The sequence below is a fragment of the Kurthia sp. YJT4 genome (assembly GCF_030219945.1).
In the GTDB taxonomy this organism is placed as follows: domain Bacteria; phylum Bacillota; class Bacilli; order Bacillales_A; family Planococcaceae; genus Kurthia; species Kurthia gibsonii.
In genome coordinates, this window is sequence record NZ_CP126689.1 from 154,692 (window position 1) to 170,343 (window position 15,652).

Genomic DNA, 15,652 nt, shown 5'->3' on the forward strand with positions numbered 1-15,652 from the left:
CAGATGAACAAGCTTAAACTAACGACTCTTGCGTTTCAACATCTATTAGCAATGTATGCAGGTGCAATCCTCGTACCATTAATTATTGGTGGTTCACTTGGTATGACACCTGAACAATTAACGTACTTAGTTTCAATCGATATTTTAATGTGTGGTATTGCAACATTACTTCAAGTAATGCGCGGTAAAGTATTCGGTATTGGTTTACCACTTGTATTAGGCTGTACATTCACAGCTGTGACACCAATCATTACAATCGGTAAAGAATACGGTTTAGGTTCAATTTACGGAGCAGTTATCGCTTCGGGTGCAATTGTTGTATTGATCGGTGGTATCTTCGGTTTATTAGTTAAGTTATTCCCACCAATCGTTACAGGTTCAGTTGTAACAATTATCGGTATTACACTAATTCCAGTAGCATTCAATAACGCAGCTGGTGGCGATGCAAATAGTCCAGACTACGCATCATCAGAAAATGTATTATTAGCATTTTTAACACTTGCGATTATTATTTTATTCTATCGTTTCTCAAAAGGTTTCATGCGCTCAATTGCGATTCTAATCGGTTTATTAGTTGGTACAGTTGTTGCATCATTCATGGGATTCGTAAGCTTTGATAATGTACGTAATGCAGATATGGTACACATGGTTAAACCATTCTTCTTTGCGACACCAGAATTCAATCTTGTACCGATTGTGACAATGACAATTGTTGCGATTGTATCGTTAGTTGAATCAACAGGTTCTTACTTTGCATTAGGTGAGATGACAAAAACACCTGTAAATAGTAAAAATTTAGCACGTGGTTATCGTTCAGAAGGTTTAGCATCTGTTATCGGTGGTATTTTCAATGCCTTCCCTTATACTGCATTCTCTCAAAATGTTGGTTTAATGCAATTAACAGGCGTTAAAAACCGCGCTGTAATCGGAATTATGGCTGTTATGTTAATCGCTCTTGGTTTCTTACCAAAAGTAGCTGCATTAACAACAATCATTCCAACACCAGTTCTTGGCGGTGCAATGATTGCGATGTTCGGTATGGTTATCTCTCAAGGTATTAAAATGTTAGGACGTGCAGTAGTAGAATCAGAAGGTAATGCGATGATTATTGCTTGTTCAGTTGGTATGGGTTTAGGTGTAACAGTTCAACCAGACATCTTTAATTTCTTACCAGGTTCACTAAGCATCTTAACAAGTAATGGGATTGTAGCAGGTTCATTAACAGCGATTGTTTTAAATATAATCTTCAATATGATTCCTTGGAGACGTGATGAAAAAGCACCAATCGAAGAGTCGGCTCCTGTTCAAATGAAAGAAGAAGTTGTTTCTACAACAGAAAAACATGCTTAAGCGATGAAATACCTTAAAGTGCTACTCGCATTTTAAGGTATTTTTTATTATCATTAAGAGAAGGTTAAAGAGATTTGGGGTGTTTTAAAAGTGGAGTTGGGGCAAGTATTAAAAGAGATTCGCTTGAATCGTGGACATAGCCAGTTAAATGTCGCGCATAAGATCATTTCACAGGGGGTTTATTCAAAAGTAGAAGCAGGTACAAGGGACTTAGACGCAGTTGGTTTTTTGAAAATTGCGAACCGTTTGAATGTCACACCAGATGAAATTGAATTTATAAGCAATGGCTATAATTATAATGAAAAACAACAAATTTTAAATGAGTTCTTTCAACTGAATTATAATGACCCAGAGAGATTAAAAAAGATTAAAACAAAAGCAATGGACTATTTAAAACAAGGTGATGACTTAGAATTACGTGAGATTCATCTTCTTTGTGATGCCTTATTAGTCGTATCAGATTCAGAAGATTTCGATCGTGCGCGCGAACTCATTGAACCAATTTGGAGAAGGTTAAAAAAGTATGATCAATGGTATTTATACGATATTCGTTTAATTAATACGATTCTCTTTATGTATCCTCTTGATACGACGATTGCGTTTTCGCAGCGTGTACTTGAAAGGCTAAAAGATTATGAGAAGCACGAAAAGGTAGATCAGTTAAAAGATATTTATAATATCAACTTATCACTATTATTAATTAAGGCTGAACGCTATGAAGAAGCGCTTGAAGTAGTGGAGGAACGTCTTGAAAATCGCAAACGTATGAATTATACAATGTTGGCATTGCATCTTGGAAGACGCGCACTGTGTAAGAAGCTACTGCATATCCCTGGATATGAAGAAGATCAAGTATTGATGCGCTATGTTTTAGAAGCATATGAAGCGCATGATTTATTAAAACGTTTAGAAGAAGAGTTTGAACAATACACAATAGAAGGAACACAGGTTTAATCAAAAGAGGCATTTCGCTATGATGAAATGCCTCTTTGTCTGTTTAAAAATCACGTTGATTGTCCCATTCCTTCATTTGAATTTCTTCAGCAATCATTTGCAAGTCGTAAGCATCAATTTTGATACATTCATAAGCGTGATTTTCCATATACTTTTGTGCGAGTTCATACATATATTTAGGAGAACCTTCATTTTCATCATCATACACAATTAATAGTGCGTCGGAATGTGTTAAAAACCATTTGTTTTTTTCAATGAATTGCCACGGTGCTTCATAAGGTCTATTTGTAATGCTGCTTGTAAAGTTGGCGTGTTGCATGATTTCTTGATATTTCTCTTTTTTAGCATCATTCCAATTTTTCTCTTGTTCTAAAAATGGTGTAACGATGGCGAAATGTAGTTGTGGAAATTCTTTTTGTAGCGAAATGACAACATCTGCTGCCCATGTTTCGACACCTAATTGGCCACTCAACAACACCCATTCTAAACCTTGTTCGATTAAAGAACGTAGCTTTTCCTCCAAGGCCTGTTGAATGACTCGAACGCCAGGGTGCTCTTCTTGAAAAATGCCGAGTTCCTGCGCTTTATATCCTGTAAGTGCGATTTTTTTAATGACCATATACAACACCTCTTTCTTTTATTGTGCCACAATTTAATTTAAAAAAAACATTTAAACAGCAAACATAATTCTAAATATTTGTTTTTTTTCTTCTTGTTGCTTTACAATAACAATGTAAGGCAATCATTTTGTAGGAGGTAGGATAGTATGAAAGCAGCAGTATGGTATGGTGTGAAAGATATTCGTGTAGAAGAAAAAGAACTAAGAGAATTACGTGACCATGAAGTAACGGTTCGCGTTGCATGGGCAGGTATTTGTGGTTCAGATTTACATGAGTATGAAGAAGGCCCTGTTTTTGTTCCTGTTGATGCACCAAATGATTTAACTGGTGAAGTCGCTCCAATTACGATGGGACATGAATTTTCAGGTGTAGTAGAAGCAGTCGGAAAACATGTAACGAAGTATAAAGTCGGTGATCGTGTTGTTGTGAATCCTACTTTAACATATGGTAAAAAACATGAAGAATTAGATATTTATGATGGTTTTAGCTTTATTGGATTAAGTGGTGATGGTGGATTTGCACATTTTGCAAATGTACCAGAAGCAAATGTATATGCCTTACCTGAGTCATTAACTTTACAAGATGGTGCATTGGTTGAACCGATGGCTGTTGCTGTACAAGCTGTAAAAGAAGCTGATATGCGTTTTGGTGATACAGTCGCTGTATTTGGTGTAGGTCCAATCGGTTTATTAACAATCATTGCAGCAAAAGCAGCTGGCGCAAGTAAAATTTTAGCTTTTGATTTATCAGATGAAAGACTAAATAAAGCAAAAGAATTAGGTGCAACCCATATCTTTAATTCAGGTAAAGTAAAGCCAGCTGAAGCTGTTCGAAAAGAAGTGCCAGATGGTGTTGATGTAACATTTGAAGTAGCAGGTGTAGGACCAACATTCCAGTCGGCTATTGAAGTAACAAGAGCGCGTGGTACGATGGTTATTGTATCGATTTTTGCTCGTCCAATTGAATGGAACCCAATGATGTTGACAAATACAGGTGTAAAAGTAACTTCTACAATTGCTTATTCACCAACTTCGTTCCAACAAACAATTGATTTAATGGGAACGGGACAAATTAAACCTCAAGGGATTATTACGTCACAAATTCATTTAGAAGAAATTGTTGCTTCTGGATTTGAAGCATTAACAAATGATAAAACGCAGGCTAAAATTCTTGTAGAATTAAGTGGAGAATTTTAAAATATTATTTGAGGAGAGAGCGTTTAGGCATCTATGTCTAAGCGCTCTTTTTTCTATTTTCTATGATTTTTTAGCAGTTTATTACCTGGGAAATAATGATATAATAATGAAAAAATACACTTTAATTTATGAGAATTTTAATAAATTTTTGAAAGAAGGGTGATGGAATATGCATGATGAAGAACCAGAATGAGAAATGGAAGAAAAACAAAAGAACGACATACAAGATGTAGCAGAAAAAGTTGAAAATTACTGTATAACACGCACAAAAAACTCAGAAGAAGCACTTGAAAGAGCTGTGTCTAATTTGATTGAAAAACACAGTCATTACAAGGAATGATCGTAGATGAATAAGCCAATACAAATAAAAGGATTAACCCGTAACTAGAACGGATTAATCCTTTTTTTATGCGAATGTATGAACTGCTTCTTCGACATACTTAGGTAGTTCACGATAAATACGGCGCTCTTTAAATGTGCATTTTTCACCATTAATAAATAGTGTAGGTACACTCTTTACACCACGCTTAATGGCTTCTGCTGTAACAGCTAAACTGATTTCTGTATTTTCTTCGATTTCTTCTTGTTCCAAATCATATTTAGAAACAAGTAAATCTTTTAATTCGTGCTGTGTTAAGTGTAGCCATTCTTCTTGTGTTTCAAATAAATCATCAATGATTCTAAGTGATTTTTCGGGCTGGTCGTATTGGAGACTAAGATGTACGAGGGTACCTAATAATAGTTCTTCACGCGGCTTATCATAAAAGTATAAAATGACTTTTGCTTTTCCCTCTTGTACTAAAGGTGGCAATAATTTTTTAGCACCTTTATAAAAGATCGCGCTTCCAGGGCAAGACATATTGTAGAAAATTTCAAATGTAACTGGTGCATCTTCTGGACCAATTAAAAAATAAGGTTGTGTCATGAATGTTTTACCTCCTGTCCTTCTTTTAATGCATTTTGTGCGAGTTTTGTAATCGTCATATCATCCATTGGTGGATTGTGTAGTCCAGCACGAACATCACGATAATAACGGTTTAATGGGTTTTGACTTTGTAAACTTTTTGCGCCAACAATACGCATCGCTAAGTCAACAATCTCAATTGCATTGTTTACGACAACATGTTTTGCTAGACCTAAATCTTGTGCAGCCGCATCATGTGTTGTAGGTTGTTCAAAATGGTCTGCAACGCTATAAAGAATGTGACGAGCTGTTTTTAACTTCACTTCGATTTGACCTAATTTATCTTGTACATGTGGTAATTCACCAATAACAGTTGGTAAGCTGTTCGGTTGATATGTGCGTGCAAAATGTAGTGCATAATCACGTGCAGCCTGTGCAATTCCTAAATAAACAGCAGGAATGTGAAGCGCCCAACCATTGATATTATTACTTCTAGGGCCATTATTCACTTCTACAAGTGCATCTGCTGGAACGATTACCTCTTCTAGAATTAAGTCATGACTTGCAGTGCCTCGCATCGCGACCATATCCCATGTTTCTTCAATTGTTAATCCGTCTAATGTACTTGGAATTAAGAAGAAACCAATTGCTTGTTTTTCTTCAATCCATGCTGATGTTAAAAAATGAGTTAAGGCATAAGAGAGAGTTGTAAAACTTTTTCTTCCTGAAATATGCCAATTTCCATCAATGAACACTGCATTTGTACCAGGACGTCCTCCGCGAGTAGGACTTCCTGTTACGGCTTCACTCGCAATACGATTTACAAGTGCGCGATGTTGTGTAATTTCTTGTGCAAAATGTTGTAGCTGTTCTTCAGACCATTTCTTCTTTTCATAAATTTCACCGACAACACCAAGTTGCCATCCAATCGCAAGAGCTGTTGCACCATCGAAACTAGCTAATGTTTCTTGAAAAGAAATCATTTCTGAAATACCGAATCCATCTCCACCATACTCTTTCGGTAATGTAAGTTTGTTATAACCAATTTTCAGTAGTTCTTGAAAACTTTCGGATGGAAAACTATTCTCACGATCAGCCTCTGCACCGCGTGCTTGAATTCCCTCTTTTAATGTGTGTAATTTTTCAATGACTTCTTTTTGTGCATCATTTTTTATAAACATCGTTAATGAATTCAATTCAATCGCTCCTTTAAATTTATTATTAAAACTATCATACTACAAAATGAAAATTAAAAACATACTTTACAGGTAGGATTAATTATGTTAAATTGTCGTTATATTCTAAAAAAAGCAGTTTTATTTTAAGGTAGGTGATTTGGTGATTAAGTTGAGTGGTATTTATAAAAAGTTCCAACAGCATGAAGTGTTAAAAGGAATTGATTTAGAAGTGAAAAAGGGTGATGTTTTAACAATCATCGGGCCTTCGGGATCAGGGAAGACGACTTTTTTACGCTGTATCAATTTCTTAGAGAAGCCAGATGAAGGAACAATTGAGATTGGTTCCACTTTAAAAGTGAATGCGATAAAACCAAGTAAGAAAGATATTTTAGCGTTACGACAAAAAACAGCGATGGTTTTCCAAAACTATAATCTGTTTCAAAATAAAACAGTACTTGAAAATATAATGGAAGGTTTGACTGTCGTACAGAAAAAGTCGAAACAAGAAGCACGTGAAGTTGCAGAGCGTTTATTACATAAAATTGGTCTTGAAGAAAAGCGAGATGCTTATCCTTCTAGCTTATCTGGAGGGCAGCAACAACGTGTCGGTATTGCGCGAGCTCTAGCACTTAATCCTGAGGTCATCTTATTTGATGAACCTACTTCAGCACTCGACCCCGAAATGGTAGGGGAAGTGCTTCAATTGATGAAACAAATTGCGGCAGAAGGTATTACGATGATTGTTGTGACACATGAGATTGACTTTGCACATGAAGTATCCAATCATGTGATATTTATGGATGGTGGTCACATTGTAGAAGAAGGAACACCAGAGGAAGTCATCGTACATCCACAAAAAGAACGAACACAACAATTTTTAAAACGATTACGAAAAAATCCAGAATACATTATTTAATAGAGGAGAATGAACATGAAATTTAAAAAATTAACAGCACTAGTGGCAACGATTGGTATTGCAGGTGGATTACTTGCTGCATGTGGTACATCAGATGAAAAAGCAAAGTCTGCAAATGGCGCGCAAATTGTAAAAGTAGCACTTAGTGATGATGTAAACCCACCATTCCTATATACAGACAAAGAAAACAATCCTGTAGGTTATGATATTGATTATTTAAACGCAGTAGAGAAGAAGTTGGATGGGAAATATGATTTTCAATATCGTTTTGGAGCAGAGGAAAGTAACTTAATCGGATTGAGTACAAAGAAATCAGATTTTGCGATTAACTGGTTTTTTAAAAATCCAGAACGTGAAGCGAAGTTCTTATATGGTAATCCAGAGTATGGCTATTCAATGACAGCATTAATCGTAAGAAAAGATGAAAAAAATATTGAGAAGTTAGAAGATTTAAAAGGAAAAAAACTAGCACCAATGGCTCCAAGTGGTGGCTTACGCACGATTTTAAATAACTATAACGAGCAAAATCCAAAAACAGCAGTTGAGATTGAAACAATCGATCAGCCATCTAATGCGGATAACTTAAAAGGATTAGCAGATGGCAAATATGATGCAGTATTTTTAAATGTTTCAACATTTAAGGCTGTACAAAAAGAATTAAAGTTAGAAGATTTAAAAGTGGGGGGCATTGTATCAAAAGAGCCAGTCTTTATCGTGTATAACAAACAAAATGAAGCAATTCAAAAAGATATTAATGAAGCGACAAAAGAATTAACAGAAGATGGTACATTATCGAAATTAGCTGAGAAATGGTTCGAAGTCGATTTCTTCAAAGATGTTGATTATATCAACCAAAAACAATACCAGTTTAACAAATAATAGAGACATCGTGACGGAAGTGTAGCGCATTTCCGTTTTTTTATTCGTATGATTGGAGGAGAAATCGAATGGGATCACAACAATGGGGAATACTATTTGCTCAAATTATGGAACGATTACCGATTACAATTGCGATGCTTATTGCCGCACTAATACTCGGTTTAATACTTGGAACAATAATCGCGATTATTCAAATTAAGCGTATTCCCTTCTTACATCAATGTATGACACTTTTCATCTCATTTTCAAGATGTACACCACTATTAGTCCAACTATTTTTAGTGTATTTTGGTGTGCCTCAACTATTGTCAGCTTTCGGTATTTATATTAATGACCTTACGCCATTTATTTTTGCAGTAGTCACATTTGCTTTACATATTTCAGCATATTTAGCCGAAGTAATTCGCTCTGCTTATTTAGCTGTCGGAGAAGCACAATTAGAAGCTTGTTATAGTATCGGTATGACGTATACACAAGCGTTACGTCGCGTTATTTTACCGCAAGCTTTCGTATTGGCACTTCCAAACCTCGGAAATACCATTATTGATTTATTCAAAGATACGTCACTCGCCTTCACAATTGGCGTAGTCGATATTATGGGACAAGCGCGTCTTATTATTGGGAATAATTATGGTTTAGGTATGTTTAAAGTGTACATTATCATTTCCCTTATTTATTGGGGCGTATGTATCATTATTGAAATTATCATCCATCAAATTGAACAGCGCTTTAAAAAAGGGCGCGTGAATGTAGCGAAAACGTAGAGGGGGGAGCATATGACAGTTTTTGATTGGGAGTTTGTCATTGATCACATACCAGAAGTATTAAAGGGTGTACCCATCACTTTATTAATTGCAGTAGTATCGATTGTGATTGGTTCATTCGTCGGTCTGTTTATGGCACTTATACGTGTATACCGTGTGCCTGTTTTAAATCAAATGACATTAGTATTTATCTCGTTCATTCGTGGAACACCATTATTAGTGCAATTATATGTATTTTTCTATGGTATTCCTGCTCTTGTAGAAGCACAGGAATGGCAAGTGAATCCAGATAAAATTTCACCTTTATGGTATGCATTCATCGTCTATTCAATGAACGCTGCTGCCTATACAGCGGAGATTTTTAGAGCTTCATTAAATTCCATTGCAGCAGGGCAACTAGAAGCGTGTCATAGTGTAGGTATGACAACATGGCAAGGATTAAGACGCGTTGTCTTCCCTCAGATGATGATTATGGCATTACCGAATATGGGGAATATTTTTGTAAATTTAATTAAATCGACTTCGCTAGCCTTCGCGGTAAAAGTAGTTGAGATTATGGCGATTGCGAAAATGTTAGCGAACCAAGGATATAACTTCTTAGAGATGTATCTTGTCGCGGCAGTAATCTACTGGGTGATTTGTTTATTACTAGAAGTAATTTTCCACTATACTGAAAAACGTCTAAGTATCTTTAAAAGAGCTGTGACAGTTTAAAAATACTTTTGAAGGTGTTGAAACCTTCAAAAGTATTTTCTTTTATAATAAAAGAAAAGGAGGAAGTAATATGAAATCAATTGCTGTTTTTTGCGGTTCACGCTTTGGTAATAACCCAGTTTATGAAGTATATGCGAAAGAGGTTGGCACCTATTTAGCAAATGCAGGTATTCAGCTCGTGTATGGTGGTGCAAAAGTAGGGATTATGGGAACAATTGCAGATGCCACACTAGCAGCTGGTGGAGAAGTCATTGGGGTCATGCCAAAATCATTAGAAGAAAAAGAAATTTCACATGAAGGATTGACCGAACTTCATATTGTGGAGAGTATGCATGAGCGTAAAAAGATGATGATGGATTTAGCAGATGGTTTTATTGTATTTCCAGGTGGGATTGGCACAATGGAAGAATTTTTCGAAGTGTTTACATGGAATATGATTGGTATTTTACATAAGCCATGTGCTTTGTTGAATGTAGCAGGTTATTATGAAGGACTCATTCAAATGCTAAAGCATATGGTGGACGAAGGATTTTTACAGCAGCAAACCAATCAAACGCTTATTGTAGAAGAAACAGTAGAAGCTGTGGTAGAAAAAATGGTCGAACAAAGTGCAACATTAAAATAATACAAAAAAAGACACATCGTTATATGAACGTGTGTCTGTTACTGTAATAAGTAACTATATTTATACCATAATGGTTTGACAACATATAAATAAACCGGAATGGCAATAATTAGATAAAGAAATAGTTTGAAAATCACTTTGAAAAAAATCTTGAAAAAGAGCACAAATAATAAAATCGCAACGATTACCGCGATCATAAATGACATAATGAAGACTCCTTTCTCTTCATTTACTAAGACTACATTGAGCAGTAGAAGTTGCGTCATTTTCACACATTAATTGTGAACAATTTATGTGTGTGGAAATCAAACAATATGAGAAAAGGAGAAATTCCATATGCAATGGCATTCCTCCTTTTTCTCTATAACTATACTTTAAATTGACGTACGTGATTTTGTAATTCTTCTGCCATACGTGATAAGTTTGAAGCAGAAGATGAGATTTCTTCCATTGAAGCAAGTTGTTCTTCAGAAGCAGAAGCCACATTTTGAATATTTGCTGCTGAAGCTTGTGCGATATGAGCGATTTCTTCGATTGAAGCATCGACTTCTTCCACACTTGCAGACATTTCTTCTGATACTGCTGATGCTTCTTGCGTTTGAACGGTTACTTCTTCAATTAATTGACGGATTTTTTCGAAGCCTTCTTTTGCTTCTAATACAACTGCTAAACCTTCTTTTACTTCATCTGTCCCTTTTTCCATTACGTTCACTGCATGATCAGTTGAGCTTTGAATACGTTGAATTAGTTTTATGATTTGGTCTGCGGACTCTTTTGATTGCTCAGCGAGTTTACGAACCTCTTCTGCTACAACGGCAAAACCTTTACCATGCTCACCTGCACGAGCTGCTTCAATCGCAGCATTTAATGCAAGTAAGTTCGTTTGATCTGCAATGGATGTAATCACTTCAATAATTTTGCCAATCTCTTTTGAATGTTCACCTAAATCTTTAATGACTGTTGCAGAATTATCTACAGCCGAACTAATTGAGTTCATTTGCGTATTCACTTTTTGAATCGATTGATTACCGCGTGACGCTTCATGACTTGTTTCAACAGCCAATTCGGATACAGCTGAAGTTGTTTCCGCCACACGTTGAATTCCGATTGCCATTTCGCGCATCGCAAGTGAGCTTTCGTTTGCGCTTTGACCTTGTTCTTCAGCACCATTTGCAACATCTTGGATGGATGCTGTAATTTGCTCTGTCGCACGTTTTGTTTGTTCTGCACCTGCAGTTAATTGTTCAGAAGCAGAAGCTACTTGTTGAGAATTCATGTTTACCTGCTCAATTAAACGACGTAAGTTGCCTTTCATCGTATTGAATGAAGTAGCTAGCTCACCAATCTCATCGTTATTTTTGATTTCAATATTTTGACCGTTTAAGTCACCTTCAGCAATACGTTTTGAAGCACTTGCGATATATGTAATTGGACGTGCAATTAGTCGACCGATGAATAGCGCAATACCAATGCCTAAAAGAATCGCAATAACACCTAAAATGATTAATTGTGTTGAGATTGTTTTTACTTTTGATGTAGTTGTTTTATTGTCCATTTGTAACAATTTATTTTGATGGTCCATTAATTTACTTACTTGATCATCAAATTTAAGTGCAATATCACGACCTGTAGTTGCGACAAGTTGTGTATATTCTTTTGTTTTGTTTTCTGCTTTTAATGCAAATGCATCAGCAGTAAAATCACGAAATTCTTTCTCAGTTGTACCTAAGTCTGTTAATAATTTTCTTCCTTCAGGATTTTTAAAGTTGCTTTCTAAATTATTATAAAGTGCTTGGAAGCTATCTTGTGCTTTTTGATTTGTATTTAATTGTTGTTGATCGCCAGTTAAAAGATAGCCACGCATAGATGTTATTTCTTGTTTTACGTTGATTTGTAAATCTTTAACGTCCATTGTTTTTTGAACTTTATCACTTAAAAGTTCCGTGTATTGTTTATTAATGTTATTTAGTTCGTAAAAGCTAAGCGTTGTGATAGCGACAAGGATGGCTAATACTACGATAAAGCCACCAAAAAGCTTCCTATTGATTGTCCACTTCATATGAAGTTCCTCCTAGTAAGTTGTAGTGTCATCGAATAACTTTAAAATTGTTCGTCATCTGTTTGCTATGTATCCTTAAATATCTAAAAAGAAAAATGTTTTTTTAATAGAAATTTAAGTAGTTTTAATAAATTCCCTTGATGTAATTTATTAAAGAAAACAAACGAATATTGGTTCACATCGTGTAAATAAAAGCTTGCATAGATAAATCATCTTCTAAAATAAACGCTATAGAAGTTATATGTAAGTTCAAAATTAATATTTATAAAACTTGTATATAACTTTATACCTAAAACAATAAGTGGAATTCATCCTATTTTTGCAATGCTTTTTTACCTTGAATATCATACAATATACTGTGACGTAAATCTATTTATAGTCACTGGAAAATGAAAAAAATTTGGTATTAAAGTCTTGGTGATAGATAAAGTCTAATAAAATACACAATTTACCATTACATTTAACCCTTAATTTGTTATTTGTGTGAAAATAATTAACTTGTAGTTATAGTTTTTTATTATAAAACTATTGAATGACAAAAAGTTACATAAAAAAGACACTGATAAAAAATTTAACTAAAGAAAACAGACTGAGACAAAAGTATTTTAGCAGAGCAAATCCCGTGTGATTTTTAGGGTGCACTTCAATCATACGGGATTCTTCATTTACATTCATTTTCGCTTCGAAAAACGCTTTCCGCGGGCACGGCTTCAAACTCCTCGTCACTTCATTCCTGCGGGGTTTTCAGCTCATGCTATTCCCGCAGGAGTCGTTTTCTGTGCGTTCAATGTGTTTAATTATTTTATTTCATATATTGTTATTTGTAAGTTTTTTCAATTGTGTTTTTGAGTTTCCAGAATTAATGCGGCTAGTTGTCCTATAATATTAGTTAATTCTATTTCGAACTCTATTGTTTTATCATCTGTATTAGTATATGCATGTATTAACTCATGAATAAGTGTACCAGTAAAAGATTCCATGTTTTTTAATTGGTCACGTCTTATAATAATTTGTTTACTAGATGGAATCCAAACGCCAAGTGTATCACCATGTGTAAACATATCGGGACGCATCGTATTTGAAATTAAAATATCATTAAATACATTAATATTTTTGGGGAACCAATTTAATATTTGATTTTTAGTTTGGAAAATTTTTTTTTCTTTATTTGTTAAGCTTTCAATGTCTACAAATTCAAATTTAAAGTTTTTATTCCATTCAACTATATAGCAATCTAGGTTTCTAAAATTATCTCCAGCTAAATCTTTATTATCGGCTAATTTATTTGCAAGAGAGTCGGGTACAGTAACTATTAGCATATCATCTTCTTTAGCGTAACTAAGGTATTTGTCACTATTCATTAAATCGTTCGAAGTTAAAAATAACACTTTTTCCTGACTATTAGGTATTTTACAAGCATGTAATTGAACATCAATCCATTGTAGCTCATCATGAGAAAGACCTGTTTGAATTTTTTGTAAGTCATTAACTAATTTTTTAGCAAATACGTTACTAGTACAGTTTAAAAGTATAGATTTTAATCGATCAGCATAAGCGCTTCTCCCTACGTTAGTACGTTCCCTATTTAAAGATTGTCTTAATTTCTTTGTTGTTGAAGTTATATTGTAAGAAAATAATAAATTATTTTCTTTTGCTACACAAATACCATTAACGTAAATTCTAGAATGTTCTTTTGAGTTTTCAATTAATTGTCCATATTTATTTTTTTCAATTATTTTTTCTTGAGAATAAAGTAAAAAATAATCTTTTGCTTCTTTAATATGATTGTCGTTAATATTTTTAAAAATAAATTCTGTACCTATCATATTAGGGTTACTAGGACTATTAACGATAGCATGAAGTGTTGAAATATCATCGAATCCATCTTTTGGCAATTTATCTATGCGTATATCACTATACTTAGATTTTATAAAAACATCGACATTGTTTCTATAAAAAGTAGCTAAAGCATCTTTTAAACCCACTCCAAATTTCCCGATTACTTTATCTGGATTATTAATTTTTTCAACATTTTCATTTTGTGTAAAATGTTCATAATTTAAACCTCTCCCGAAGTCTTTTATGCGCCAATTACCTTCTGTATCTTTAAAAATAATAGGATCTGCTGTATTAGTGAGAATGTGCTCATCCAGAGCATTTGAAATTACTTCTCTTAAAGCATGAGGAATACTCCAGTGTTCTAATACCTTTTCGATATTTAAATCAAATTTTTTCATATTTATAATCACCTTTCACTTCCACATTCAATATTACTATATTATGAATTTATAGTAAATATTACCTTTTATAATGAATATATATGCATTGAAAAAGTACGTTATAAGTATGATAATATTAATTCGTTTAAAATTCAGTAAGAATAGCTTAAAAGGGATAAAAGATCAAGAGTAGTAAGTTTATTAAATCTGCGAAGCATGATGGAGAAATATACACAAAAAAGCATCCACCTCTTAGTGGATGCTGAAACATTATAAACGTTGAAATGTAAAATAGAGAAGCCGCCTTTGCCGTAAGTTGATCATATTGAAAGTTTTAAACCACCACTCCTAAAAGTGGGTGTTCGCAGAGTCGCTCATGTATGTCCTCCTAGCTAAGAGGCTTGCCAGTCCTTACTCAATCTAAAACTCCCTATTACAGCTTAAAGGTTAAAACTTAATACTATTACGAACAATGCAGCTTGTATTAATAATATACGCTAGAATCACGATTCATGCAAACATCTTGTTCGAGTTAAGGTGCTTCTTGAATCGCTTGTTCTGTCAGCTTTATAATATCGATGGTTGTATCTTCTTTCATGACATCTTTTAGCATCGTATTTTTAAAATAGTCTACACTATTAGGTAATGGAAGATTTAAAATCTTCTTGAGTGCAATTTGATACATCTTCACAAATTCAATATCTTTATTCCCGCGTTTTAATTCCGCAAAAGATTCATAGAATTGATCGAGTTTATCGCTTAATTCAAGTAAGCGACCTTCAATGGTTTCGTCCTTACCTTCCTTCATGCGATGTTTAAATGTCGCTTGAAATTCTTCTGGAATTTCTTCCTCTATATAATGTTCCACCATTTTTTCTTCAACTAGTGCAATCATATTTTTTAATTCAGGTGAAGAATGTTTTACGGGTGTTTTAATATCACCGATGAAAATCTCACCATAGTCATGGTTGATCGTTTTTTCGTAAAGTGATTTCCAATCAATCGTTGCACCATGCATTTCTTCTAATGTAGCAAAGAACATCGCATATTGAGATACTTTCCAAGAGTGCGCCGCCACGTTATGTTCTTCAAATTTGAAGCGTCCAGGCGCGCGAATAATACGTTCTAAATCATTTAAGCTTGTAAAAAATTTATGAATACCCATTGTGACTTCGCTCCCTTCCTTTCATTTCACTATACCGTATTTTCTTCTAAAAGAATATTGATTTGCAGAACCTTTACACAAGCTTTAGAAATTGAGAAAATAAAGTGGA

Annotated in this window: 16 protein-coding genes and 1 other RNA gene; 9 read left to right on the forward strand and 8 right to left on the reverse strand. The window is 34.4% G+C overall.

Annotated elements, in window-relative coordinates; all coding sequences use genetic code 11:
* Positions 1-3 precede the first annotated feature (3 nt).
* Both QN089_RS00805 and QN089_RS00810 read left to right on the forward strand, forming a co-directional pair.
* Positions 4-1,350 carry a nucleobase:cation symporter-2 family protein gene (locus QN089_RS00805; protein ID WP_068456453.1) on the forward strand — a complete coding sequence of 449 codons (1,347 nt, stop codon included), beginning with the start codon at positions 4-6 and terminating at the stop codon, positions 1,348-1,350.
* Positions 1,351-1,440: 90 nt separating this feature from the next.
* Entirely contained in the window at positions 1,441-2,304 is an 864-nt protein-coding gene (locus tag QN089_RS00810; RefSeq protein WP_068456450.1) for a helix-turn-helix domain-containing protein, read from the forward strand.
* A 43-nt stretch (positions 2,305-2,347) separates the two neighbouring features.
* Here QN089_RS00810 and QN089_RS00815 read toward each other — a convergent pair whose 3' ends face one another.
* On the reverse strand, positions 2,348-2,923 hold the full coding sequence (locus tag QN089_RS00815) for an SLOG family protein (protein WP_285215724.1): 576 nt from the start codon (positions 2,921-2,923) through the stop codon (positions 2,348-2,350).
* Positions 2,924-3,070: 147 nt separating this feature from the next.
* On the opposite strand from QN089_RS00815, the gene QN089_RS00820 reads away from it, so the two are divergent.
* Both QN089_RS00820 and QN089_RS00825 read left to right on the forward strand, forming a co-directional pair.
* Positions 3,071-4,120, forward strand: a complete 1,050-nt coding sequence (locus tag QN089_RS00820) for a 2,3-butanediol dehydrogenase (protein WP_087680950.1) — start codon at positions 3,071-3,073, stop codon at positions 4,118-4,120.
* Positions 4,121-4,316: 196 nt separating this feature from the next.
* Entirely contained in the window at positions 4,317-4,460 is a 144-nt protein-coding gene (locus tag QN089_RS00825; protein WP_285215725.1) for a hypothetical protein, read from the forward strand.
* 66 nt (positions 4,461-4,526) lie between these two features.
* Here the strand turns inward: QN089_RS00825 and QN089_RS00830 are convergent, their stop codons facing one another.
* Together QN089_RS00830 and QN089_RS00835 are read right to left on the reverse strand one after the other, a co-directional pair.
* Entirely contained in the window at positions 4,527-5,045 is a 519-nt protein-coding gene (locus QN089_RS00830; protein ID WP_285215727.1) for a thioredoxin domain-containing protein, read from the reverse strand.
* A complete protein-coding gene (locus QN089_RS00835; protein ID WP_285216399.1) occupies positions 5,042-6,205 on the reverse strand; it encodes an acyl-CoA dehydrogenase family protein in 1,164 nt (387 codons plus the stop codon). The genes QN089_RS00830 and QN089_RS00835 overlap by 4 nt, the downstream gene beginning before the upstream one ends.
* Positions 6,206-6,362: 157 nt before the next feature.
* Between QN089_RS00835 and QN089_RS00840 the strand changes: the two genes are divergently transcribed.
* The 5 genes from QN089_RS00840 to QN089_RS00860 all read left to right on the forward strand — a co-directional run bounded on the left by QN089_RS00840 (position 6,363) and on the right by QN089_RS00860 (position 10,100).
* Positions 6,363-7,118: an amino acid ABC transporter ATP-binding protein gene (locus tag QN089_RS00840; protein ID WP_285215728.1), complete on the forward strand. Its 756-nt coding sequence runs from the start codon at positions 6,363-6,365 to the stop codon at positions 7,116-7,118.
* Positions 7,119-7,133: 15 nt separating this feature from the next.
* A complete protein-coding gene (locus QN089_RS00845; protein ID WP_087680949.1) occupies positions 7,134-7,997 on the forward strand; it encodes a transporter substrate-binding domain-containing protein in 864 nt (287 codons plus the stop codon).
* 68 nt (positions 7,998-8,065) lie between these two features.
* Entirely contained in the window at positions 8,066-8,761 is a 696-nt protein-coding gene (locus QN089_RS00850; protein WP_068456425.1) for an amino acid ABC transporter permease, read from the forward strand.
* Positions 8,762-8,773: 12 nt separating this feature from the next.
* Entirely contained in the window at positions 8,774-9,475 is a 702-nt protein-coding gene (locus QN089_RS00855) for an amino acid ABC transporter permease (RefSeq protein ID WP_285215729.1), read from the forward strand.
* Between the two features lie 70 nt (positions 9,476-9,545).
* Positions 9,546-10,100, forward strand: coding sequence for an LOG family protein (locus tag QN089_RS00860; RefSeq protein ID WP_121176501.1), 555 nt, complete (start codon positions 9,546-9,548; stop codon positions 10,098-10,100).
* A 38-nt stretch (positions 10,101-10,138) separates the two neighbouring features.
* Here QN089_RS00860 and QN089_RS00865 read toward each other — a convergent pair whose 3' ends face one another.
* The 5 genes from QN089_RS00865 to QN089_RS00885 form a co-directional block, all read right to left on the reverse strand.
* Positions 10,139-10,306, reverse strand: a complete 168-nt coding sequence (locus QN089_RS00865; RefSeq protein WP_156422380.1) for a hypothetical protein — start codon at positions 10,304-10,306, stop codon at positions 10,139-10,141.
* Between the two features lie 161 nt (positions 10,307-10,467).
* Entirely contained in the window at positions 10,468-12,159 is a 1,692-nt protein-coding gene (locus tag QN089_RS00870) for a methyl-accepting chemotaxis protein (protein ID WP_285215730.1), read from the reverse strand.
* 833 nt (positions 12,160-12,992) lie between these two features.
* Positions 12,993-14,396, reverse strand: a complete 1,404-nt coding sequence (locus QN089_RS00875; RefSeq protein ID WP_285215731.1) for an ATP-binding protein — start codon at positions 14,394-14,396, stop codon at positions 12,993-12,995.
* 275 nt (positions 14,397-14,671) lie between these two features.
* Positions 14,672-14,862: non-coding RNA, 6S RNA (gene ssrS, locus QN089_RS00880), on the reverse strand.
* Between the two features lie 48 nt (positions 14,863-14,910).
* The gene (locus QN089_RS00885) at positions 14,911-15,543 is read right to left on the reverse strand and encodes an HD domain-containing protein (protein WP_285215732.1); all 633 of its coding nucleotides are present in this window, start codon (positions 15,541-15,543) and stop codon (positions 14,911-14,913) included.
* Positions 15,544-15,652: the final 109 nt, after the last annotated feature.